21 protein-coding genes and 5 tRNA genes are annotated in these 23579 nt (G+C 49.1%); 2 read left to right on the top strand and 24 right to left on the bottom strand.

The genetic code is table 11. The features are described from left to right. Window positions 1-145: 145 nt before the first annotated feature. The 12 genes from lipA to leuS all read right to left on the bottom strand — a co-directional run bounded on the left by lipA (window position 146) and on the right by leuS (window position 12669). Window positions 146-1111 (bottom strand): lipoyl synthase, encoded by a 966-nt coding sequence (gene lipA / locus Q365_RS0112480; RefSeq protein ID WP_028023652.1) that lies wholly within the window; start codon window positions 1109-1111, stop codon window positions 146-148. Further along, window positions 1108-1761: a lipoyl(octanoyl) transferase LipB gene (gene lipB / locus Q365_RS0112475; protein WP_028023651.1), complete on the bottom strand. Its 654-nt coding sequence runs from the start codon at window positions 1759-1761 to the stop codon at window positions 1108-1110. The genes lipA and lipB overlap by 4 nt, the downstream gene beginning before the upstream one ends. Window positions 1762-1892: 131 nt before the next feature. Beyond that, window positions 1893-2162: a DUF493 family protein YbeD gene (gene ybeD, locus Q365_RS0112470; protein ID WP_028023650.1), complete on the bottom strand. Its 270-nt coding sequence runs from the start codon at window positions 2160-2162 to the stop codon at window positions 1893-1895. Between the two features lie 219 nt (window positions 2163-2381). Then, on the bottom strand, window positions 2382-3554 hold the full coding sequence (locus Q365_RS0112465) for a serine hydrolase (protein ID WP_028023649.1): 1173 nt from the start codon (window positions 3552-3554) through the stop codon (window positions 2382-2384). Window positions 3555-3665: 111 nt separating this feature from the next. Next, window positions 3666-4469 (bottom strand): septal ring lytic transglycosylase RlpA family protein, encoded by an 804-nt coding sequence (locus Q365_RS0112460; protein ID WP_028023648.1) that lies wholly within the window; start codon window positions 4467-4469, stop codon window positions 3666-3668. Continuing rightward, window positions 4469-5590 carry a rod shape-determining protein RodA gene (rodA, locus tag Q365_RS0112455; protein WP_028023647.1) on the bottom strand — a complete coding sequence of 374 codons (1122 nt, stop codon included), beginning with the start codon at window positions 5588-5590 and terminating at the stop codon, window positions 4469-4471. Before rodA ends, Q365_RS0112460 begins: the two co-directional genes overlap by 1 nt. Next, window positions 5587-7470 (bottom strand): penicillin-binding protein 2, encoded by a 1884-nt coding sequence (gene mrdA / locus Q365_RS0112450; RefSeq protein ID WP_028023646.1) that lies wholly within the window; start codon window positions 7468-7470, stop codon window positions 5587-5589. The genes rodA and mrdA overlap by 4 nt, the downstream gene beginning before the upstream one ends. Before the next feature lie 3 nt (window positions 7471-7473). After that, complete coding sequence (rlmH, locus tag Q365_RS0112445; protein WP_028023645.1) at window positions 7474-7944, bottom strand: 23S rRNA (pseudouridine(1915)-N(3))-methyltransferase RlmH; 471 nt, start codon at window positions 7942-7944, stop codon at window positions 7474-7476. Window positions 7945-7948: 4 nt separating this feature from the next. Further along, window positions 7949-8266, bottom strand: a complete 318-nt coding sequence (rsfS, locus tag Q365_RS0112440; protein ID WP_028023644.1) for a ribosome silencing factor — start codon at window positions 8264-8266, stop codon at window positions 7949-7951. 89 nt (window positions 8267-8355) lie between these two features. After that, the gene (holA, locus tag Q365_RS0112435) at window positions 8356-9384 is read right to left on the bottom strand and encodes a DNA polymerase III subunit delta (RefSeq protein ID WP_028023643.1); all 1029 of its coding nucleotides are present in this window, start codon (window positions 9382-9384) and stop codon (window positions 8356-8358) included. Beyond that, window positions 9381-10052 (bottom strand): LPS-assembly lipoprotein LptE, encoded by a 672-nt coding sequence (locus tag Q365_RS0112430; RefSeq protein ID WP_028023642.1) that lies wholly within the window; start codon window positions 10050-10052, stop codon window positions 9381-9383. Before Q365_RS0112430 ends, holA begins: the two co-directional genes overlap by 4 nt. Before the next feature lie 43 nt (window positions 10053-10095). Further along, window positions 10096-12669 carry a leucine--tRNA ligase gene (leuS, locus tag Q365_RS0112425; RefSeq protein WP_028023641.1) on the bottom strand — a complete coding sequence of 858 codons (2574 nt, stop codon included), beginning with the start codon at window positions 12667-12669 and terminating at the stop codon, window positions 10096-10098. A gap of 107 nt (window positions 12670-12776) precedes the next feature. Here leuS and Q365_RS0112420 point away from each other — a divergent pair, with 107 nt between their 5' ends. Continuing rightward, complete coding sequence (locus Q365_RS0112420; RefSeq protein WP_028023640.1) at window positions 12777-13262, top strand: zinc ribbon-containing protein; 486 nt, start codon at window positions 12777-12779, stop codon at window positions 13260-13262. Window positions 13263-13370: 108 nt separating this feature from the next. Here the strand turns inward: Q365_RS0112420 and Q365_RS0112415 are convergent, their stop codons facing one another. From Q365_RS0112415 to miaB, 6 genes are all read right to left on the bottom strand, one after another. Further along, on the bottom strand, window positions 13371-13952 hold the full coding sequence (locus Q365_RS0112415; protein ID WP_028023639.1) for a lipid-binding SYLF domain-containing protein: 582 nt from the start codon (window positions 13950-13952) through the stop codon (window positions 13371-13373). Between the two features lie 167 nt (window positions 13953-14119). Continuing rightward, complete coding sequence (gene lnt, locus Q365_RS0112410; RefSeq protein ID WP_035024946.1) at window positions 14120-15673, bottom strand: apolipoprotein N-acyltransferase; 1554 nt, start codon at window positions 15671-15673, stop codon at window positions 14120-14122. Window positions 15674-15680: 7 nt separating this feature from the next. Further along, entirely contained in the window at window positions 15681-16547 is an 867-nt protein-coding gene (gene corC, locus Q365_RS0112405) for a CNNM family magnesium/cobalt transport protein CorC (RefSeq protein WP_028023637.1), read from the bottom strand. A 24-nt stretch (window positions 16548-16571) separates the two neighbouring features. Further along, on the bottom strand, window positions 16572-17036 hold the full coding sequence (gene ybeY / locus Q365_RS0112400) for an rRNA maturation RNase YbeY (protein WP_028023636.1): 465 nt from the start codon (window positions 17034-17036) through the stop codon (window positions 16572-16574). Between the two features lies 1 nt (window position 17037). Then, window positions 17038-18114, bottom strand: a complete 1077-nt coding sequence (locus Q365_RS0112395; RefSeq protein ID WP_028023635.1) for a PhoH family protein — start codon at window positions 18112-18114, stop codon at window positions 17038-17040. 117 nt (window positions 18115-18231) lie between these two features. After that, on the bottom strand, window positions 18232-19656 hold the full coding sequence (gene miaB / locus Q365_RS0112390; protein WP_028023634.1) for a tRNA (N6-isopentenyl adenosine(37)-C2)-methylthiotransferase MiaB: 1425 nt from the start codon (window positions 19654-19656) through the stop codon (window positions 18232-18234). 293 nt (window positions 19657-19949) lie between these two features. On the opposite strand from miaB, the gene Q365_RS0112385 reads away from it, so the two are divergent. Then, entirely contained in the window at window positions 19950-21110 is a 1161-nt protein-coding gene (locus tag Q365_RS0112385) for a 2-octaprenyl-3-methyl-6-methoxy-1,4-benzoquinol hydroxylase (protein WP_028023633.1), read from the top strand. Window positions 21111-21195: 85 nt separating this feature from the next. On the opposite strand, the gene Q365_RS0112380 is transcribed toward Q365_RS0112385, so the two are convergent. The 6 genes from Q365_RS0112380 to Q365_RS0112350 form a co-directional block, all read right to left on the bottom strand. Then, the gene (locus Q365_RS0112380; protein WP_028023632.1) at window positions 21196-22716 is read right to left on the bottom strand and encodes a protein adenylyltransferase SelO; all 1521 of its coding nucleotides are present in this window, start codon (window positions 22714-22716) and stop codon (window positions 21196-21198) included. A 192-nt stretch (window positions 22717-22908) separates the two neighbouring features. Beyond that, window positions 22909-22983 (bottom strand) — tRNA-Gln (locus tag Q365_RS0112370). Window positions 22984-23019: 36 nt separating this feature from the next. Beyond that, window positions 23020-23104 (bottom strand) — tRNA-Leu (locus Q365_RS0112365). Window positions 23105-23175: 71 nt separating this feature from the next. Continuing rightward, a tRNA-Leu gene (locus tag Q365_RS0112360) sits at window positions 23176-23260 on the bottom strand. A gap of 77 nt (window positions 23261-23337) precedes the next feature. Continuing rightward, window positions 23338-23422, bottom strand: a tRNA-Leu gene (locus tag Q365_RS0112355). 80 nt (window positions 23423-23502) lie between these two features. Continuing rightward, window positions 23503-23579: transfer RNA gene (locus Q365_RS0112350), tRNA-Met, on the bottom strand.

The raw sequence follows: 23579 nt of genomic DNA, 5'->3' as shown, positions 1-23579 counted from the left end.
TGAGTGAGTTTTTCCACTATTGATATGATGAGAAGGCGGTGTTTCCATTTTGGAAATCCGAAATCCGTATAAAAAATCGGTAGTGGCAGAAACAAAAACGCCGAGCAGTGCTCGGCGTTTTGGATGTCTATTGGTTGTGTGCGTCTTATTTGATTTCCACGCCCTGCGCTTGCAGGTCTGCGTGGTAAGAAGAACGAACAAACGGACCACATGCTGCGTGAGTGAAGCCGAGCTCCAACGCGATGTCACGTAGCTCGTCGAACTCTTCAGGTGGCACGTAACGCTCAACTGGCAAGTGGTGACGGCTTGGCGCTAGGTATTGACCCAAGGTCAGCATAGTCACGCCGTGCTCGCGCAAATCTTTCAGGACTTGAACGATTTCCTCTTTGGTTTCGCCAAGACCCATCATGACGCCAGATTTGGTCGGCACGTTCGGGTGCATTTCACCAAATTTCTTCAAAAGCTCTAGCGACCATTTGTAATTCGCACCGGGACGCGCTTTGCGGTACAGACGCGGCGCCGTTTCAAGGTTGTGGTTGAATACGTCAGGTGGATTGTCTTTTAGCAATTCCAACGCAGTGTCCATACGGCCACGGAAATCAGGAACCAAGGTTTCGATACGGATTTCTGGGTTCAGGGCACGAATTTCGCGGGTACAGTCAGCAAAATGTTTTGCACCACCGTCACGCAAATCGTCGCGGTCAACAGAGGTCACCACCACGTACTTCAGCTTCATGTCACTGATGGTTTTCGCCAGTTTCGCTGGCTCGTTGTCATCTGCTGCGTTAGGACGACCATGTGCCACATCGCAGAACGGGCAACGACGGGTACAAATCGCACCCAGAATCATGAATGTCGCGGTGCCGTGGTTGAAACACTCTGCCAAGTTAGGGCAAGAGGCTTCTTCACACACCGAGTGCAGATTATTTTTACGCAGCGCAGACTTAATCTCTTTAATACGCTTACTGTCAGCCGGAAGTTTGATTTTCATCCACTCAGGCTTGCGCAGCATCTCTTTTTTCTCGGTCGGCATGTTCTTGACCGGGATGAGCGCCATTTTGTCTGCATCGCGGTATTTCACGCCGCGTTCCATCTGGATCGGTTTGCTCATAATTGATTGCTTTCTGTTAGGGACTCGACCTGATCGTAACCGAGGTGCGAAGTCAGTTTATCTACTAACACTGGGTTTAGCTCAGCCAAAGAGGCTGGGCCACCAAGATCGACAGTTTGCGTCATCGCCATGCCAGCATAACCGCAAGGGTTGATACGCAGGAATGGTGAGAGATCCATGTTTACGTTAAGCGCGAGACCGTGGAAAGAACATCCTCGGCGGATACGAAGACCCAGCGAGCAAATTTTGTTCTCTTTCACGTAGACGCCTGGCGCATCAGGACGTGCGTTTGATTCAATGTCAAAGTGAGCCAGCGTATCGATAACGATGTTCTCGATATGAGTGACTAGCTCGCGCACACCCATTTTGTTTCGTTTTAGGTCAATCAGTATGTATGCCACTTGCTGACCGGGACCATGGTACGTCACTTGCCCACCACGGTCGCTTTGTACAACGGGAATATCACCCGTTGCCAATAAATGTTCTGCTTTGCCCGCTTGGCCTTGTGTAAACACAGGCTCATGCTCAACCAACCAAATTTCGTCGCATGTATCAGCGTCGCGTTCGTCAGTGAACGTATGCATAGCATGCAAGATAGGTTCGTATGGCTGCAACCCAAGTTGTCTGATAATGAGGCGGTTTTGCTGCAAAGTACACCTGCTTGGCTAGATATGGGTTGAGAGAACGTGGCACCGAACGTATCAGTTACGCCATTATAATGACAGACGGCTGAATTAACAGCCGTCTTAATGTAAGGGTATTCTGTGCGAAGGTGCTTTGATTACAGAACCATACGAACGATGTCGATATCACCCAGTTCTTTATACAGGATTTCAACTTGTTCGATTGAAGTGGCTGTGATCGAGACAGATACCGCGTTGTATGTGCCTTTACCGCTTGGCTTTACGCTTGGGGTGTAATCACCCGGCGCGTGACGCTGGATAACTTCCAAAACCAGATCTGTAAGTTCTGGTTTGGCGTAGCCCATGACTTTGTAAGTGAACTTACATGGGAACTCCAGCAGGTCTTTTAGTTTTGGTTGCTCTTGCATTATTTACTCCAGGCTGGACGCCAAATGCTCTCTCTGGGCGTCTATCTTTTGTGCTTATGATCACGGTTTGTGAACTGGGGAGCATAGTAATCGTCCTGTTAGCAGAAAACAAGATGATGCAAAACCCCAGAATTTCTTTTTATATGGGGACGAACAATCAAAATAAAAAGGCAGCCAATGGCTGCCTTTTAAAATTGTTGGTGTTCTTGTTGATTGAACTTAGAACAAGCTCTTGAAGAACATGATGATGTAGTCAACCAAGCGACTGAACAAACCACCTTCTTGTACGTCGTTCAACGCAACCAGTGGGTATTCAGCGATGTCTTCACCATCAACTTGATAGAACAGTTTGCCGACAACGTCGCCTTTAGCAATCGGTGCTTCCAACGTTTGCTCGAGCACGAAGCTTGCTTCTAGGTTTTTCGCTTTGCCGCGCGGTAAGGTGACATAGGTGTCTTCGCTTACGCCTAGCGCCACTTGGTCAGTGTCGCCCATCCAGACTTTTTCCGTCACGAATGTTTCGTCAGCTTTATGTGGAGCAACCGTTTCGAAGAAACGGAATCCGTAGTTTAGAAGCTTCTTGCTTTCAGCTTTACGTGCGTTGGCACTGTTGGTACCCATTACAACAGCGATGAGACGCATTTTGCCTTCAGTCGCAGAGCTAACTAGGTTGTATCCGGCTTTGTCGGTGTGACCCGTTTTGATGCCATCAACGTTCATGCTCTTGTCCCAAAGCAGACCGTTACGGTTGTATTGGGTAATGCCGTTGTAGGTGAACGATTTCTCTTCGTAGATACGGTACTCTTCCGGCACATCACGAATCAATGCTTGGCTTAGCAGCGCTAGGTCGAAAGGCGTTGAGTACAACTCGTCGTCATCCAAACCGTGAGAGTTGGCGTAGTTGGTATCTTTCATACCTAGGGTTTTCGCCCAGCCATTCATCAGATCGACAAAGGAATCTTCAGAGCCCGCGACGTGTTCAGCCATTGCAACACACGCATCGTTCCCTGATTGAATAATAATACCGCGGTTCAAGTCGGCAACAGAGACTGTCGTGCCCACTTCAATAAACATCTTCGAACTGCCTGGGAAGTTTTTCGCCCATGCATTTTTACTGATAACAACCTCATCTTCGAGGCTGATGTTGCCACGTTCTACTTCCTGACCGATGACATAGCTGGTCATCATTTTGGTTAGGCTGGCAGGGTTTAAACGTTCGTAGGCATTGTTCTCGGCCAAAACTTTGCCCGAGTTATAGTCCATCAATACATAGCCTTTTGCTGCGATTTGAGGCGCATCAGGTACGACAGATGGCGCTGCAATAGCAGCAGCGGAGGTGGATACGGCAGTCAACAAGACTAAAGAGCGCAACAAAGAAGGTGATTTTTTCATAGATATAAGTACTTACTTGAATATTTCTCTAGTCAAAAGCAGCCGACACTATATCAGATAGCCCAGATAAGTGTCAGATGGGGTTACAACAACTTACTAATTAATGACACTCTATTTCAAAGTCGGTTCAGTCAAAATTGGCTCAACAACGATAAACGCCTCATTAATTTGATGTTCTCGCGCAAGCATTGCAGCATTTTGTGTTTGGTCGTAGTCATAAAACGGGCCAAGGCGCACACGATATACATCTCCTGCTCGGAGTATGTCAGCAGGAAGTTCGAACTGTTTGCTGAAATTCGCTGCTGCTTGCTGTGCCTTCACTTGATCCGACGTGGCGACCAGCTGAACAAAGTAGTGGTTCAATCTTGCCCCTTGCCACTCTTCATCATCTTTCGGCTTATCAACCTTTAGCAATGTCACTTTGACAGGTGCAGTGCCCGTTGCCAAGACGTCAAGTTTTGAGGCAGCAGCGTAACTCAGGTCGATAATGCGACCTTCGTGAAAAGGACCACGGTCATTCACGCGCACAATCGCTTTTTTGCCATTCGCGGTGTTTTCTACTTCAACGTAGCTAGGCAAGGGTAGCGTTTTATGTGCCGCTGACATGGAGTACATGTCGTAGATCTCGCCATTAGATGTTTTGTGTCCATGAAATTTCTTGCCATACCATGAGGCAATACCTTCTTGGGTGGTGAAGGCTTCCGTGTCTTGGATGACTTCGTAGCTTTGACCTAACACGGTGTAGTCTTTGTTTCCCGCTCGGCTATAGGGCTCGTAGCGCGGCTCCGCATCTTCGATATGCGCCAGCGTTGGTGTTGCTTCTGGTGCGGTGTCTTGCGCGATGCTGTATCGCTCATCATTTTTAGTGGCGCAGCCTGACAGCATGATCGCAAGAACGACGAAAAGTTTTTTCATTACAAAGCCTTCGAAAGCATTTTTCTGTGAGTGTGAATAGACATTAGGATCCCGAAACCTGCCATGAGAGTCACCATGGATGTTCCGCCATAACTGACCAATGGCAGAGGTACACCAACAACGGGTAATATGCCGCTCACCATGCCGATGTTAACGAACACATAGACAAAGAAACTTAGCACAATACTGCCAGCCATCATGCGCCCGAATGCGGTTTGTGCGCGACTCGCCAACATAAGGCCACGGCCGATGATGAAGAGGTAGAGCGAGAGTAAACATGCTACGCCAATCAACCCCCACTCTTCGGCAATCACCGCAAAGATGAAATCCGTGTGTCGTTCGGGAAGAAACTCGAGTTGAGATTGTGTGCCGAGCAACCAACCTTTACCTGTCATTCCGCCGGAACCAATGGCTATCTTTGATTGAATGATGTGATAGCCCGCGCCAAGCGGATCGGATTCTGGGTCAAACAGCGTACGAACGCGGATGCGCTGATATTCACGCATCAAGAAGAACCAGAGGATCGGAATGAAAGCGGCAACAAGTCCGGCTGCGGCGAAGATAATGCGCCAGCGAATACCGGATAAAAACAGCACGAAAATGCCCGATGCAGCGATCAGAATCGACGTACCCAAGTCCGGTTGCTTGGCAATCAGGATGGTCGGTACGAACACCATGACCAAACCAATGATCAGATTGATGAATCGCGGTGGTAGTGGCTCTTTGCCAATAAATCGCGCCACCATCAGCGGCACGGCAAGCTTGATCAATTCCGACGGTTGAAAGGTTAAGAACCCTAAATCCAACCAACGTTGTGCCCCTTTGGCCGTTTCACCGACCAATAGCACGGCAATCAGCATGATGATGCCAGTGACATACATATAGGGCGCCCAGAACTCGTAGTGGCGCGGGGAAAACTGCGCCAATACAAACATGACGCCGAGTGCGAGCAGCATACGGAAAACTTGACGCTCCATCATGGCAACGTTTTGGCCGCTGGCACTCCAAATGACGAGAAGGCCAAATCCCATTAACGCGATAATGCCAAATAGCAAAGGTGCGTCTAGGTGCAGTCGTTCAAAAATGGTCTTCTTTTGACCTGCGGATGCAAACATACTCATTGAACGCGTTCCTCGTCGTCTTTCTCTTTTTCGAGCAACATATGGTCAAATATTCTTCGGGCAATTGGCGCACCGTTGGTTGAACCACCGCCTGCATTTTCTAATACCATAGAGACAACGACCTGCGGATCGTCAAATGGCGCAAAACCCGTATACAAGGCATGGTCGCGAAGGTGTTCTGCAAGTTCGTCTGCGTTGTACTCTTCGTCTTCAGCAAGGCCAAATACTTGTGCAGTACCTGACTTTCCGCCTGTCATATATGGGGCCTTGGTGAATGCACGTCGCGCGGTGCCTTTCTTACCATGGTTAACCAACCGCATGCCTTCAAGCGCTGCATCCCAGTACTTATCGTCAACATTTTCGATAGGTGGGTACGGTTCAATCGGGGCGAGTTCTTCAATGCCTTCTGATTCTGTGCGCATCAGTAGGTGAGGAGGGTGGACTTCTCCTCTGTTGACCAATACTGTCGTGGCCTTTGCGATCTGCATCGGTGTGGCAGTCCAGTAACCTTGGCCGATACCGACGGGAATCGTGTCGCCTTTGTACCAAGGTTGGCGATAGCGTGACATCTTCCACTCTCGCGTCGGCATGTTGGCCTTACTTTCTTCATGAATATCGATGCCGGTGTAGTCACCAAAGCCAAACTTACTCATCCACGTGGAAAGCTTATCGATCCCCAAATCGTAAGCGATTTGGTAGAAGAATGTATCCACCGATTCCTCGATAGACTGCACGATGTTCACTCGACCGTGCCCCCAAGCTAGCCAATCACGAAATGGACGGGAAGTGGAGTTAGGTAAGTGCCAATAGCCCGGATCGTTTCGGGTGGTTTTCGTGGTCACCACTTTCTCTTCGAGTGCCGCAACGGCGATAAACGGTTTGATGGTGGAGGCTGGTGGATAAATGCCGAGGGTGGCTCGGTTCACCAGTGGACGGTTTTTGTCATTCAGTAGCCCGCGATAGGCTGGGCCTGAAATACCATGTACGAACAAATTCGGGTCATAACTTGGGGATGACACCATGGCTAGCACCGATGAATCTTTTGGATCTAGCACAACCACGGCACCGCGGCGTTCGCCCATTATCCCGCGAATATAGAGCTGCAAGTCGACATCCAAATTGAGCACGAGATCTTTCCCCGGCTCTGGTGGTACGTATTTTAGCGTTCGAATGATACGACCACGGCTGTTCACTTCGACTTCTTGGTAGCCTGCGGTGCCATGAAGCGTTTCTTCGTAGTAACGTTCAATACCCAGCTTACCGATATCGCGAGTGGCTTTGTAATTGGAGCTTCGTTCTTCGCGTTCGAGGCGTGCGAGGTCTTTGTCGTTGATTTTGGCAACGTAACCCATGACGTGCGTCAGCGCATCACCATAAGGGTAGTAACGTTTGAGGTAGCCTTTAATTTCAACGCCGGGGAATTTGTGCTGATTGGCCGAAAATACCGCGACTTCTTCTTCAGAAAGCTGATTTTTCAGTGCCACAGAATTGAAACGTCGAGTACGTTTTTTATCACGCTCAAAGTTGGCGATGTTTCTATCAGAAATTTCAATCAGTGATTGTAAACGTGTAATGGTTCCCGGAATGTCTTTGACTTGCTCTGGCGTGATTTCCAGCGCATAAACAGGGCGGTTTTCCGCTAAGATTTTTCCGGTTCTGTCGTAAATTAGGCCGCGATTGGGCGCAACCGGCACGACTTTGATGCGATTGTCGTTAGAACGAGTAATGTAATCATCATGGTCGCTAACCTGAATGGTATACAGGTTAGCCAGAAGAAGGCCGACTAAAACGACAATGCCGCCGAAAGCCACGACGGCTCGGCGGAAGAATAAAGAAGATTCGGCCTGATGATCGCGTATGGGGCTACGCTTGTATCTCATGAATTATTCTCGGTGGTAAGGGTGGTTCGCCGTAATGCTCCAGGCGCGATATAAACTTTCTGCCATTACAACCCTAACCAGCGGGTGAGGAAGCGTCAAAGGAGAGAGTGACCAACTTTGATCCGCAGCGGCTTTACATGCAGGAGAAAGACCTTCTGGGCCACCAATCAAGATGGACACGTCGCGAGCGTCTAGCTTCCAACTTTCAAGTTGTTCTGCCAGTTGTTCGGTGTCCCAGCGCTTACCTGGGATGTCCAAAGTCACGATGCGGTTTCCCTTTGGAACGGCAGCCAGCATGGCTTCACCTTCTTTTTGCAGTATGCGTGCGATGTCCGCATTCTTTCCGCGTTTACCTGCAGTGATTTCAACCAGTTCCAGTGGCATATCTTTAGGGAAGCGACGGCTATATTCTTTGTAGCCTTCTTCAACCCATTTCGGCATCTTTGTGCCAACCGCGATCAGTTGTAATTTCATCGAATCAATTCCACAGCTTTTCTAGCTGGTACAACTCACGTTGTTCATCTTGCATGATATGCAGCATGACATCGCCAAGATCGAGAACGACCCATTCACCTTCAGTCTGTCCTTCCATGCCTAATGAACGCACGTTGGCAGCAAGTGCTTCGTCAGCGACGTGTGCGGCAATAGATGAAACATGACGTTTGGAGTTACCGGTGCATAGCACCATGAAATCTGTGATGCTGCTTTTGTCTCGAACATCGAGAGTGACGATGTCTGCGGCTTTCATATCATCGGCTTTATCGACAACGAAATGTTGAAGTTGTTCAGGAAGCAATGTTTTCCCCTTAATGGTGACAAGTTGCCAGTGAAATAAAATTATAACACTGGCTGTTGGGATTAGAATACGGTGGCAAGGCGAGCGAGTCAGCCAAGGGGCTGAAGTTCAACTGGGTGGCCACACATATCGAGACAAAAAGCAGATAAGGCTGGCCATGGCTGGCTGTCAAAATCGGTTTTGACCATGATTTCGATCTCAGCAAGGCTTTGTACAAGACCCATCAATTTAGGCAGCGTCAAACGGTGCAACGCAGAGGTAAGCGGTGCGCGACGGGCTTGCCATACACGGTAGTGGTCAAAGATCTTGTTTAGCGTCATGCCTGACGCGCCATATTCCTGCATTTTGTAAAGTTGTATTAGTTCTTTTTGAATCACACGCAGCAGTATCGTGATCTCAACGCCTTCGGCTTCGAGTTGACGCACAATGCGCACGGCACGTTTTGCTTTCCCTTCTATCAACGCATCGGTGAGTTGAAAAGGCGTGTAATGGTTATTTCTCGACAGCGCATCTTGCAATCGTGGCAAGGTGAGTTCGCCATCGGGGTAGAGCAATTGCAGCTTCATCAAGCTTTGCGACAGCGCGAGAAGGTTGCCCTCATGCCATTGAGCAAGCAATAACACTGACTCATGGTCGGGCTTTAGGCCGAGTGCATGACAACGATTTTCAACAAAACGAGGAAGCTGTCTTGCGTCTGGTGTATTGCTTGGCACGTAGAGGCCGTTACTTTGAAATAAGGTGAACCACTTGGCCGATTCTTGTTTCTTGTTGAGGCGAGGGCCTTCGAGAATAAGAACAAGATCTTGATGGAGCATTGGAGCAAGTTCTTTCAGCGCATTCGCTTGTGCCGCCGTTAGCGCATTTTCAGGCAGGGTGAGAATGATGACCTGACGACTCGCAAATAGGCTGAGTGCTTGGCAGGTGTCATAGATGTCTTGCCAGTTGAGCTGGTTATCTACGCTAAAGCGGTACTTTTCATCAAAGCCTTGTTTGGCGGCTTCTGTGATGATGCTCTGTTGCGCTTCTTGCTTAAGGAGTGGCTCGTTGCCAAACAGCAAGTAAGTCTGACACAAGCCTTGGGAAAGGCGCTGTGTCAGTTGTTCTGGGTAGACCCTCATTCGACGTCTTCGCCATCAAGGTTATAACTGGAGAGCGGTTTGCCGCGTGGCTCTTCTTCTTTGCCATCGAAACGGGTTTCAATGGTCAATGTTGGCGTTGTGTCATCGACACCCTGGTAAAGCTCACGCAATGCTTTTTCTTCGGCTTCTTTGCGTTCAAAGGCTTCGATGTGGGCATTCAATCGCGCAAGCTGTCGCATGATTTGCTTGGTTGCCTCAACACGCATCTCTTGTGCCAACATCTCTTCTTCCACAGATTTCGCTAGTGCGGTCAGTGGGTTATCAAGGTAGGTGCGGCTCAGTGATGTGGAGAAACCATAGTTACCTTTGCCCGGCACTGTCACCGAATAGCTGACGGTGTAAGCAAATTGCTTCTCCGCCACACGGCTGTTTTGGTAAAGGGACAGTGTGCTTTCGCCATAGCTTTCGCCATTCAAACGAAGGTTTGAGATGTTTTCAGCAGGCTGGACGAGGTCAATGTCGTAGAGACGAACTTGTGACTTCATTTCACGGGTCAGTTTGCCATATTGGTCAAAACTCGTGATAGAAAGCTGTTGGATCTCCTCGGGCAGGTTGTAGCTGCCGCGGAGCTGGAATCCGCAAGACGCGGTGGCCAGAGCGGCCACCACGACAAGCAGGGTTCGGAGAGAGCGAAAAATCGATGTCACCGAATTCTCCCTGTTTTATTTATCAAGGGGGTTAACAATGCGATCAGTTCGCAACGATGTTAACCAGTTTGCCCGGTACGTAGATCACTTTACGAACGGTTTTCCCTTCAGTGAACTTCACAACGTGCTCGTCGTTTTGCGCCATGGCTTCAACGTCATCTTTTGCTGCATCAGCTGCAACAGTGATTTTTGCACGAAGCTTGCCGTTAACCTGAACGATGATCAGTTTTTCATCTTCGACCATGGCGTCGTTGTCTGCTTCAGGCCACGCAGCGTGGTCTGCGTCAGTTTCGCCCAGTGCTGTCCACAACTCGTTGCTGATGTGTGGAGTGATTGGGTAGAGCATCACAACAACGGCTTTCAACGCTTCATCAAGAATAGCGCGGTCAGTGTCAGTCTCTTGTGGTGCTTTTGACAGACGGTTCATCAGTTCCATCACGGCTGCGATAGCGGTGTTGAAAGTTTGACGACGGCCAATATCATCGCTCACTTTAGCAATGGTCTTGTGTACTTCACGGCGTAGCGTTTTCTGATCTGCATTCAGTGAAGATGCATCCAGTGTTGCTACTGCGCCTTTTGACGTGTGGTCGAACACCAATTTCCAGATACGTTTCAGGAAGCGGTTAGCACCTTCTACGCCTGATTCTTGCCATTCAAGAGTCATGTCAGCCGGTGAAGCGAACATCATGAACAAGCGAACGGTGTCTGCACCGTACTTATCAACCATCTCTTGCGGGTCGATACCGTTGTTTTTCGACTTAGACATTTTGGTCATGCCTGAGTGAACAAGGTTGTTGCCTTCGGTATCAACAGCGCTGGTGATGCGACCTTTTTCGTCACGCTCAACGGTTACTTCCGTTGGAGAAACCCACACTTTCGCGCCTTTCTCGTTGTTGTAGTAATACGCGTCTGCCAAAACCATGCCTTGGCAAAGTAGTTGCTTGAACGGCTCGTCACTTTCAACCATGCCTGCGTCACGCAGTAGCTTGTGGAAGAAGCGAGAGTACAACAGGTGCATTACCGCGTGCTCGATACCGCCAACGTATTGGTCAACAGGCAACCAGTAGTTAGCTGCATCTGAATCCAGCATTTGGTCAGCTTTTGGTGAACAGTAACGCGCGTAGTACCAAGAAGACTCCATGAAGGTGTCGAAGGTGTCGGTTTCACGCAGTGCTGGTTGACCGTTGAACGTCGTTTCTGCCCACGTTTTGTCTGCTTTGATTGGACTGGTCACGCCGTCCATCACAACGTCTTCTGGCAAGATCACTGGCAGTTGGTCAGCAGGTACTGGGTGTACTTGGCCATCTTCAGTGGTCACCATTGGGATTGGAGAACCCCAGTAACGTTGACGAGAAACGCCCCAGTCACGCAGACGGAAGTTAACCGTCTTGTGGCCTTTGCCTTCTGACTCAAGTTTTGACGCAATTGCGTCAAATGCTTCTTCGAACGCCAAACCGTCGAATTCGCCAGAGTTGAACAGAACACCTTTTTCAGTGTGTGCTGCTTCAGAAATATCCGGTGCGTTACCGTCTTCTGCCAAGATCACTGGCGCGATGTCCAGACCGTACTTGGTCGCGAATTCAAAATCGCGCTGGTCGTGACCAGGAACGGCCATTACAGCACCTGTTCCGTAATGCATCAGTACGAAGTTAGCAACGTACACAGGCACTTCACGGCCGTTTAGAGGATGGATAGCCTTCAGGCCAGTATCCATGCCTTTTTTCTCCATGGTCGCAAGCTCAGCTTCAGCAACCTTGGTGTTACGGCATTCATCGATAAACGCTGCAAGTGCAGGATTCGTCTCTGCAGCTTGTGCAGCAAGAGGGTGACCCGCAGCAATGCCCACGTAAGTCACACCCATTAGGGTGTCAGGACGTGTGGTGTAAACTTCTAGATCTGGGTTGCCAGCCACTTTGAATGACAACTCAACGCCTTCTGAACGACCGATCCAGTTGCGCTGCATGGTTTTCACCATGTCAGGCCAACCTTCTAGGGTGTCTAGGTCGTCAAGTAACTCTTGCGCGTAGGCAGTGATTTTAATGAACCACTGTGGAATTTCTTTTTGCTCTACTGGGGTGTCACAACGCCAGCAGCAGCCGTCTTCAACCTGTTCGTTCGCAAGAACGGTTTGGTCGTTCGGACACCAGTTAACGGAAGAAGTCTTCTTGTATACCAAGCCTTTTTCGTAAAGCTTGGTGAAGAATTCTTGTTCCCAGCGGTAGTATTCAGGGGTACAGGTCGCGAATTCGCGATCCCAATCGTAACCGAAGCCCAGCAATTTTAGCTGGTTCTTCATATACTCAATATTCTCGTACGTCCAAGGTGCAGGTGCTGTTTTGTTTTTCACAGCCGCATTTTCTGCAGGCAGACCAAATGCATCCCAGCCGATTGGCTGCATAACATTTTTGCCTTGTAGGCGTTGGTAGCGAGAGATCACATCACCGATGGTGTAGTTACGCACGTGACCCATGTGCAGTCGGCCGCTTGGGTACGGGAACATGGATAGGCAGTAGAACTTTTCCTTGTTCGGGTCTTCTTGAACCACGAAGGTTTTTTTGTTGTCCCAATCAGCCTGAACTTTAGGCTCTATGTCCTGAGGACGGTATTGTTCTTGCATCGATGACATCCGGGAATTTGTGAGATAGGTTTGAAATGAACCAAAATAATCGACATAGAATAACCAAAGGTAGATGGCGCAACAACAGTTGAATGCAGAGGTGACCTATGACAGAGCAAAAAACGGAGTATAAGTTACTCGCTCAGCGGATTAGTGACGCTTTAAAACACAGCCCTGAAGAGCTAAAACGCTGGCTGGAATTGTCTGAACGGTATTTCGATGCCGCATCAGACATGACCAAGGACGAATTGGCCTTGATTGAAGCGTACTTCAAACGCGATGTTCAAGCGTTCAGTGAACAATATAACGAGTCTGAAGGCCGCGCTGATGATGGTGAGCTGTTCAAAAGCCTCATTGCCAATACGCTTTGGGAGCAACTGGCTGAAATAACGGATAAAACCCAGCTGGAATGGCATGAGGTGTTAAAAGACATTCAACACCACGGAGTCTACTCTGCGGGAGAAGTTGTTGGGCTTGGCATTTTGGTTTGTGAGACTTGCGGGAATCAGACCGAACATAGCCATGTCGGTGTGTTGATCCCTTGCACTAAGTGCGGTAACTCGCAGTTTAGTCGTAAGGCTTATCCGGCGTAGGTCTAGAGCAGGGTATAGAGGAAAAGCAGGCCCTAGATCCTAGGAAGGTCGAAAAGCTTGACGGCCTCTTGGATTTACCAAAAATCCGTCTAGGACCGCGCTTATTCACTAAAAACGCTCAATATTAAACTTCTGCCCTGCGAGCGCGGCTTCTACCATTAAACCACCCTTGGCTTGGGTGAAAATGGCTGTGCCATTGATGTAATACGCTTTGGATTGGGCGTTTCCAGCGCTGGCAGATGTACCCGTTGTTCCTACGTGCGCTGCAGCGCCTTCCGTCAGCGCGGTGGCGGATGCTTGAGCGCCAAGCTCAAAGCTTCCCGACATAAAACTATCGAAAGTGTGTTTGTCTTCAAAAAACAGTATTTCACTGAACGCTTGCCCACCGAAGGTTAACCCTATCGAGACTTGAATCAATTCTGCTTGCGCCAGTGTTTGGTTGCCTTGGTAAACCAAACCATTGCCGTAGGCTCCGCCAATCCAGAATCCGCCTTTGCCCACCGAAGGAAACACCGCATATCCATAGGCTTTATCGAAAAAGGGTTTTACTTCATCAAAGCGATGAAAGTTCGCCAGCGCCGCTCGGGTGTCAGCAAACAGTTCTGCGTCTGGTTCTGCTGAAGCAGGCGCGACAAAAAGCGCCGAGATAAGTAATGGGATCAGTAAAAGTCGTCGAAACAAGGCGCGCATGAAGATCTCCCTAAGGTTATCGAAGCTTTTATACATCGAGCTTTGATACATTGATACATCGATACTTTGATCCATTGATATATGGAAAAAGGTATCGAAAAAAATAAGGCTAAGGAAAATCCTTAGCCTTATTTATGACCTAGCGAGAGAGCGAATGTTCGCTCTTATTATTGCGACTGATCGTCTTTAGCTTGCGAAGTGGTTTGACCGCGCGTAAGCCAAAATAACGCCGCCCCAGACAACACAATCCAGATATACAACGGCCAATCACCGAATTGCGTATACGGCGTTTGTCCGCGAGTCGTGGGCACGTCTGCGCGTAGAACCACGGTTTCAAATTGCGGAACTTGAGCAATCAGGTCACCTTGGTAACCAATGGCCGCCGTGAGGCCGGTATTGGTCGAACGAAGCACAGGTTTGCCATTCTCAAGCGCTCGCATACGTGCGATTTCAAGATGCTGGTGTGGCCCGATGGATGTGCCAAACCACGTATCGTTAGATAGCGTGAGAATAAAATCAGATTCAGGCGTTAGACTTTTTCGCACTTGATCGCTAAACGCAATTTCGTAGCAAATCGCTGGAGCAAGCTGGTGACCTTTAGCGCCAATGTTAGGCTGCGTGTAATCACCGCGACTGAACGAAGACATTGGTAAATTAAACAGCGGCGCTAATGGGCGCAGAATGTCCGCAAACGGCACAAACTCCCCGAACACGAGTAAGTGGTGTTTGCTGTAGCTTTCTTGCGCAGGGTAATTGTATCCCTGCATGCCGTTGTCACCGAGGGTGATCACGTTGTTATAGAATTGGCCGTCATCGTTTTGATCCAGCACACCAGTAATGATCGCGGTGTTATTGTTTATGGCGGCGGCATCGAGACGCGCAAGGAAATCCGGCACATCACGCTCGAGTGCTGGAATCGCGGCTTCTGGCCATATCACAATGTCCGCATCCCAGTTCTGGCGCGTCATATCTTGATAGCTCAGAAGTGTCGGCCAACGTTGGCTAGGTAGCCATTTTAGCTCCTGAGGGACATTGCCTTGCACCATAGCAACATCAACACTTTCTCCTGTTTCTTGCACCCAAGGTACATAGCCTGACACGGTGGCAACAATGGCGGCCACTAAGGCTGGAGTCAATGCCGATAACTTACGCGTAATGGCAGCAAGTGCGATGGAACCCGAAATAATCAGCAGCGCGAGGGTGATACCTTGCACACCAATTAAGGGGGCGAAACCTGACAGTGGGCCTTCGATCTGGCTGTAGCCCGGCCATAGCCAAGGAAACCCAGTGAGGAACCAACCTCGGAACCAGTCGATCACTAGCCAAAGGGATGGCGCGAACAGTAAGTAAGATAACGCCAGGGGCAGTTGAACGCGTCTTAGAATGAATGCAAATAGCGCAGGATAGAACGCCAAATACATCACAAGCAGACCAATTAGGAGTAAGCCAATGGCGGTGGGTAATCCACCAAATTTCTCAATGACGACATACACCCAACCAACGCCGGTACCAAATTGGCCTAGACCCCAACTGAAACCGATTAACGCGGCGCGTTTGGGAGATTGCTCGTGGATGAGTAAAAGAAGGGCGAACAAAGAGACCAGCATGGCTGGCCAGATAGAATAGGGGGCAAAAGCCAATGTGGCGAGCGCACCAGAAAAAGCGGCCCCGAAGATCCGCATGAATACTTGGGGCCGCTTTAAAGTTTTAATATTTAGCATTTGACGATTATGCCGTTTCCTCTGCAGTAGTATCTGGAATAGTAACCTGCAATTGGATAACACGTCGACTGTCGGCTGCGGTGACTTTGAAATGGAAGTTTTCAATGTCTACTTCTTCGCCGCGGGTTGGTAGGTGACCAAAGCTGGTCATGACCAATCCACCGATAGTATCGATATCGTCATCATTGAACTGAGAACCAAATTTCTCGTTAAAATCTTCCAGTGTTGTCAGCGCTTTCACCGCAAAGGTGTGCTTGCTGAGCTGGCGGATTTCCTGCTCTTCTTCATCGTCGTATTCGTCTTCAATATCGCCAACGATTTCTTCGAGAATATCTTCGATTGTCACCACGCCTGATACGCCGCCGAATTCATCGACAACGATCGCCATGTGATAGCGTTCTTCCTGAAACTCTTTCAGCAATCGGTCAACACGTTTGCTTTCCGGCACTACCACAGCAGGGCGGATCACTTCATCAATGTTAAACGGTTCGCTGTTGGCCATCAGGTAGCGTAGCAAGTCTTTTGCTAGCAGAATGCCTTCAACATGGTCTTTGTCATCACTGATCACCGGATAGCGAGAGTGCTGGGCGTCGTTGATAACGGTGATGATTTGTTCGAGAGGTTGTGAGCGTTCGATGGTTACCATCTGCGAACGCGGAATCATGATGTCTCGAATGCGCATTTCAGAAATCTGCATAACGCCTTCGAGCATATCCCGTGTATCGTGATCGATCAGATCGTTCTGTTCCGAATCACGGAATACATCTACCAGTTCCTGACGGTCTTTAGGTTCACCCTGAAAGATCTGTCCTAAACGTTCGAAGAAGGTCTTTCTACTCGGACCTTCAGAGCTTTGTGAGTTGTCTTCGTTCATTGTCTCAATATTTACAACGTTAATTTAGATGAAGTCTGCGGCATACGGGTTTTCATACCCTAATGCATTCATGATAGAAATCTCGAGAGATTCCATTTCTTCTGCTTCTTCATCATCAATATGGTCATAACCTAGCAGATGGAGACTGCCATGTACAACCATGTGTGCCCAGTGGGCGAATAGTTCTTTATTCTGTTCTTCGGCTTCTTTTTCGACGACTTGTCGACAAATAATCAAGTCACCTAGCAGATCTAACTCTACACCAGGCGGCGCCTCAAACGGAAACGACAATACATTTGTCGGCTTGTCCTTGCCGCGATAATCACGGTTCAGGCTTTGGCTTTCAAATTCATCCACGATACGGATGGTCGCTTCTGCTTGTGCGCAAAATGATTTTACTGCTTGCTCAAACCAGAGTTGAAGCTGCTCTTCGCTTGGCAGGTTGTCGGTGTTTTGTGTCGCGATTTGAAGATCGACGAAATACTGCATTTTACTGATGGTTCTCTTCTGATGGCTGCACCGCAGCAAGGGCTGCTTCACGCTCGAGGCGACGACGCTCTTCGGCATGTTTACGTGCTTTGGCGTCTTCTGCTTCCCATGCTTCATAAGCAAGGACAATACGTGCAACCACAGGGTGGCGAACAACGTCGTCTGCTTGGAAGAAGTTAAAGCTAATTTCATTTACATCCGCTAACACTTCAATGGCATGACGAAGGCCAGATTTTGCGTTTCGCGGTAAATCGATTTGCGTAACATCACCGGTGATCACCGCTCGGCTGTTAAATCCGATACGGGTCAGGAACATTTTCATCTGCTCGACAGTGGTGTTTTGGCTTTCATCCAAAATGATGAATGCATCATTGAGTGTGCGTCCACGCATATAGGCAAGTGGCGCGACTTCAATGACGTTACGTTCGATGAGTTTTTCAACACGCTCGAAACCCAGCATTTCAAACAGGGCATCGTAAAGTGGGCGTAAATACGGGTCGACTTTTTGGCTCAAGTCACCCGGTAAGAAACCCAGTTTTTCGCCTGCTTCAACCGCAGGGCGTGTTAGCAAAATTCGGCGAATCTCTTGTCGCTCAAGTGCGTCAACCGCAGCGGCGACAGCAAGATACGTTTTACCTGTACCTGCGGGGCCAATACCAAAGGTAATGTCATGCGTCACCATGTTCGCAATATATTGCGCTTGGTTGGGTGTACGCGGTTTGATGACACCTTTTTTGGTTTTGATGTGGATTTCTTTGCCATAAGGAATCGACGACTCGACAGCTTGCTCGAGCACACCACTTTCTTTAATGGCTAAGTGAATATCTTCAGGATCGATATCGGGATACTGATTTTTGACCGGCGCAGTTTCAACGTAGAGTGTTTTGAGAATCTCTATCGCCGCAGTGGCGGTGTGTGGTTTACCCACGACAGAGAAGAGGTGGCTTCGGTGGTTGATTTCCACTCCCAAACGGCGTTCGAGTTGTTTGATGTTGTCATCGAAAGGGCCGCATAGGCTGGCTAGGCGTGAGTTATCAGCTGGTTCCAGTGATACTTCTAAGGTGATTATCTTGTTCAATACTGTCCTCGCAAACCTGTCCTCGGAAATATTACCGGTGCGTGTTCTGTGCACCGGTAACGTATGAATGCTCCCGTTCGCTAACGGGCTTGGTAAGGCAATATGGCCTCCGTGCTATTACGGAGTATACACGCCTACGCCAAGATCATCTTCTTTGCGTGTTTTTGCGATCATTTCGGCAGGCGACACTGCGATGCGAAGGTTCATTTCTTTCTCTGTGCGAACCAGTTCGCCACGTAGTGAGTTCGCGTGCACGTCAGTGATTTTGACGTCAACGAACTGACCAATCAAATCCATGGAGCCTGCAAAGTTAACCACACGGTTATTTTCGGTGCGACCGCGCAATTCCATCAAGCTCTTACGTGATGGGCCTTCAACAAGAATACGCTGCTCAGTTTCTAGCATTTGACGCGCAAAGATCATGGTTTGTGCGTTGATCTGTTGCTGAAGCTCTGACAGACGATCTTTCTTCACTTGCTCTGGGGTGTCATCGGGCATGTCTGCCGCTGGTGTACCCGGGCGCGGTGAATACACAAAGCTGAAGCTCATGTCGAAATTGATGTCACGGATCAGTTTCATTGTCGCTTGGAAATCCGCATCTGTTTCGCCAGGGAAGCCGACAATGAAGTCAGAACTCATGGCGATATCAGGGCGTACCTGACGCAGTTTGCGGATTTTCGATTTGTATTCGATAGCCGTGTGCGGACGCTTCATCATGGTCAGAATACGATCTGAACCGCTTTGAACTGGCAAATGCAAGTGGCTAACAAGCTCTGGCGTATCACTGTAAACATCGATGATGTCATCAGTGAACTCAATCGGGTGGCTGGTGGTGTAGCGAATACGGTCGATACCGTCAATCGCTGCCACGTAACGTAGCAACTCAGCAAACGTGCAGATCTCGCCATCATGCATTTCGCCGCGGTATGCGTTTACGTTTTGACCCAGCAGGTTGACTTCACGTACGCCTTGCTCGGCAAGTTGTGCGATTTCGTAAAGCACATCATCCAACGGACGGCTAACTTCTTCACCGCGCGTATATGGCACGACGCAGAAGGTGCAGTATTTCGAGCAGCCTTCCATGATGGAGACAAATGCGGTTGGGCCTTCAGCACGTGGCTCTGGCAAGTTATCGAACTTCTCAATTTCTGGGAAAGAGATGTCCATCACTGGGCCGTGGTCTTCACGTGATTGATTAATCATTTGAGGCAGGCGGTGCAGTGTTTGTGGGCCAAAAATGACATCCACATACGGCGCACGTTCACGAATGTGATCGCCTTCTTGAGTCGCGACACAGCCACCAACACCAATCACAAGGTCTGGCTTCTGATCTTTCAAGTTTTTCCAGCGTCCCAGTTGGTGGAACACCTTCTCCTGAGCTTTTTCGCGAATAGAACAGGTGTTAAGAAGCAATACATCCGCTTCTTCAGGCTCTTCGGTTAGCTCGTAGCCACCAGCTGCATTGAGCAGATCCGCCATCTTAGACGAATCGTATTCATTCATCTGGCAGCCCCAGGTTTTGATCAAAAGTTTTTTAGCCATGTAACTTATTGCTCATAGTAATGTTTTACGTGTTTCGGCTGAAAGGTGATGTGTGGTAACGCTATGTTATAACTGCAACCTCAGCCGAAAAGCATTGTCCAGTTTGTCGCCAACCCGTGAGTATCTCAACGTGTTTTGGGCATAGGGGGCGTATTGTACTGCTTTAGCTAAACTGTGACCAGATCACGTTCTCCCCAATTTTTTTGCAGGATTTAATGAGGCTATCGCCAAGAGGCTGTCGCAATTGGTGGCATGACAGGTAAAATGCCGCAAGGACTTAAAGAGAATCTGTTATGAAACAATTCGATATTATCGTCGTGGGCGGCGGTATGGTAGGGGCTGCCACTGCGCTGGGCCTCGCGAAACAAGGAAAACGTGTTGCGATGATTGAGCGTATTGCGCCTCAATCATTTTCGCCTGAACAGCCGATGGATTTGCGCGTATCTGCGATTTCACCTGCATCAGTTTCTTTGTTGAAAGCGCTCAAAGTGTGGGATGCCGTACTGGCTATGCGCCTGTGCCCTTATCGTCGTCTTGAAACATGGGAGCACCCTGAATGCCGTATCCGCTTCAATGCGCAAGAGATGGATTTATCCGAACTTGGTTTTATTGTTGAAAACCGCATTCTTCAACTCGCGCTTTGGCAAGCGTGTGAAGCGCAGGATAATCTCGAGATGCTGTGTCCTGCCAATATTGTCTCGATGCAAGCAGATGATAATGGTCACGCTGTCACGTTGGAAAATGGGGATGTGCTGCATGGTCGTTGGTTAGTGGGTGCTGACGGTGCCAATTCCCGAGTGCGCGACTATGCCAACATTGGTGTCACGGCGTGGGATTATCGCCAGCATTGTATGCTCATCAACGTGAAGACAGCATTACCGCAGCAAGATATCACTTGGCAGTGGTTTACGCCTGATGGCCCGCGCTCTTTCTTACCGTTATCTGGGCATCAAGGCTCCTTGGTTTGGTATGACAGCCCGACACGCATTAAACAGCTGTGTGCCATGTCGCCAGAGGCTTTGAAGCAAGAGGTACTGACGCATTTTCCTAAAGAGTTGGGTGACATTGACGTTGTTCAGTCTGGCGCCTTTCCGTTAACCCGTCGTCACGCGCAATCCTATTCGCGTAATGGCGTGGTGATCCTTGGCGATGCTGCGCACACGATCAACCCACTAGCTGGGCAAGGCGTGAATCTTGGCTTTAAAGACGTTGATGCTCTGCTAGACGTTGTCGCGGATGCGGGTGTTGAATGGATCAGTGACGATGTTTTAGCGGCCTACGAGCGAAAGCGTAAACCTGACAACTTGATCATGCAGGCGGGAATGGACGTGTTTTATGGCGGATTTAGTAATGAGATTGCGCCGTTGAAGTTCCTTCGCAATGTCGGCTTAAAGTTGGCTGAAAATAGCGGACCGATTAAAACCCAAGTGTTGAAGTACGCCATGGGGCTATAGCTTTTGTCATGAGACGACTGAAATCGAATGAAAAATGGGGCTTGAAAGCCCCATTTTTGTATTCAGTGTTTGACCTAATTGACTCTTAGGTTCCACAGAAGGTTCGCAATACTCGTTGTTCAGGCATGGGAGCCGCTTGTAAATCGCGATTATCATCGCTGACGCTATAAGGGTTCTTCAAAGCCTGGCTCAAACGATTGAACAGTGCAAAGTCGTCACGTTCCATCGCATCTTCAATCGCTTGTTCTACTTGGTGGTTTCTTGCGATAAGAGCGGGGTTTGCGGCGCGCATGGCCTTAACGCTCTCTGACGATGAGTCTCTCAATGAGTGCCAACGTGCTATCCACTGTTCGCCTTTTTCTTGGTTTGAAAACAGCGAGAGCAGCGGTGTGTCATCTTCATCGCCTTGAGCAACACGCGTAAGCGCATCAAAGAACTGAGTGAAGTCCATGCTTTCGGCCGCGACCGTTGGCAGTGCTTCGTTTATGAAGTCATCTGCATCTTGCGTTGATGCTGTCACACCGAGTTTTTGTTTTAACCCATCTTGAAACGCTTGTTGGAATACAGTTATATAGGCTGAGAGCGGCGCCTGAGCCATTTCTATGGCGTTGTCTGAGTCTTCATCAAACTTATCATCAAACAAGGGCAAGAAAGTCTCAGCGAGGCGCTGCAAGTTCCAATAGCCAATGTTGGCTTGCTGATCCCATGCGTAGCGGCTTTCTCGGTCAATCGAGCTAAATACTTTGTTGGCCTTAAATTCGTCCATAAACGCACAGGGGCCGAAGTCGATACTTTCTCCGACGAGCGACATGTTGTCTGTGTTCATCACGCCGTGAATAAAGCCCACTAACATCCACTGTGCAATCAAGTTAGCCTGACGAACACAAATGGCCTCAAACAAAGCGACATATTTGTTTTCGTTGTCACAGCTATCGCGTCCATCAACGTCAACATCGGGATAGTGCTGGGTGATAAGAAAGTCTGCTAACGCTTGAACGCCGCTTTTGCCTAACTTGGCATAGGCATATTGAAAAGACCCAACACGAATATGGCTGGTGGCTGTACGCACCTGAATGGCACCGGGTACCATCTGGTAGTCTCGCATCACGCTATCGCCCGTCGACATCATGGCGAGGGTTCGCGTTGTGGGGATCTTCAATCCCGCCATGGCCTCGCTAATCAAATATTCCCTGATCACCGCGCCGAGTGTGGCTCGTCCATCACCGCCACGCGAATAGGGGGTGCGACCAGATCCTTTTAATTGCACATCGATAAACTGGCCATCACCGGTTTTTAGCTGACCCAGCATATGCGCTCGCCCATCACCCAGTTGTGGCGAGTAATGCCCAAACTGATGGCCAGCGTATCCCATCGCGATAGGGTGCTGCGAGGCATAATCATGATTCCCAGTAAGAAAGTGAATGCCATCGGCGCTTTCGAACCACTCAGGGGATAGGCCGTAGTGCGCGAGCAAATCATGATTGAGTGCAAGCAGGCTAGGTTGCTCGACGCGAACGGGAGGCACTTCACTGTAAAGGCCGTCAGGTAAAGAGAGATAAACTTGATGCTGGATAGGGTTATCGACTTTGTTGTTAGGTGTGTTCATTCTGGCTGCGTCCCTGTCGTACATATGGCTGCACGTGAGATCGAAGATGATTCGATCAACTACTATGAGAATAAGCCTACAGGGATTAAAGACCAATTCAACCACATAGACGTAGTGGGGAAATGGGAGCAGGAGAGAATCAGCGGAGTAGAAACAAAAAAAGCCCACCCGAGGGTGAGCTTTTAAATGTTGTGGCTGGGGTACCTGGATTCGAACCAGGGAATGGCGGCATCAAAAGCCGCTGCCTTACCGCTTGGCGATACCCCAACAGAACTCACGCAATTAAGCATGACTCTTTAAATATGGTGCGGAAGGAGAGACTTGAACTCTCACACCTTGCGGCGCCAGAACCTAAATCTGGTGCGTCTACCAATTTCGCCACTTCCGCATTGTTATCAGAGTTTTTACTTGCCTGATTTCCTTATTCTGCCAGAAGGCAGGCATAAAGAGCAAGAGGATTGGTGCGGAAGGAGAGACTTGAACTCTCACACCTTGCGGCGCCAGAACCTAAATCTGGTGCGTCTACCAATTTCGCCACTTCCGCAATCCTAGTTGTTTCAGTTTTTTAGTCTTGTCTGAAACCTTCTCTTCGTCGTTAAACGATAAGAGAAACAAGATATATGGTGCGGAAGGAGAGACTTGAACTCTCACACCTTGCGGCGCCAGAACCTAAATCTGGTGCGTCTACCAATTTCGCCACTTCCGCAAATCTTTCAGACTAAAGCTAGCGCTTTATAACACGTGGCAGTGTCAGTCTGTTTGAAAGCCAAAGGCTTTCGAATCAAATGGTGGCTACGACGGGATTCGAACCTGTGACCCCATCATTATGAGTGATGTGCTCTAACCAACTGAGCTACGTAGCC

Origin of the sequence: Enterovibrio calviensis DSM 14347 (genome assembly GCF_000621165.1) — a bacterium.
GTDB lineage: Bacteria > Pseudomonadota > Gammaproteobacteria > Enterobacterales > Vibrionaceae > Enterovibrio > Enterovibrio calviensis.
This window is presented reverse-complemented; position numbering and strand designations above follow the sequence as displayed.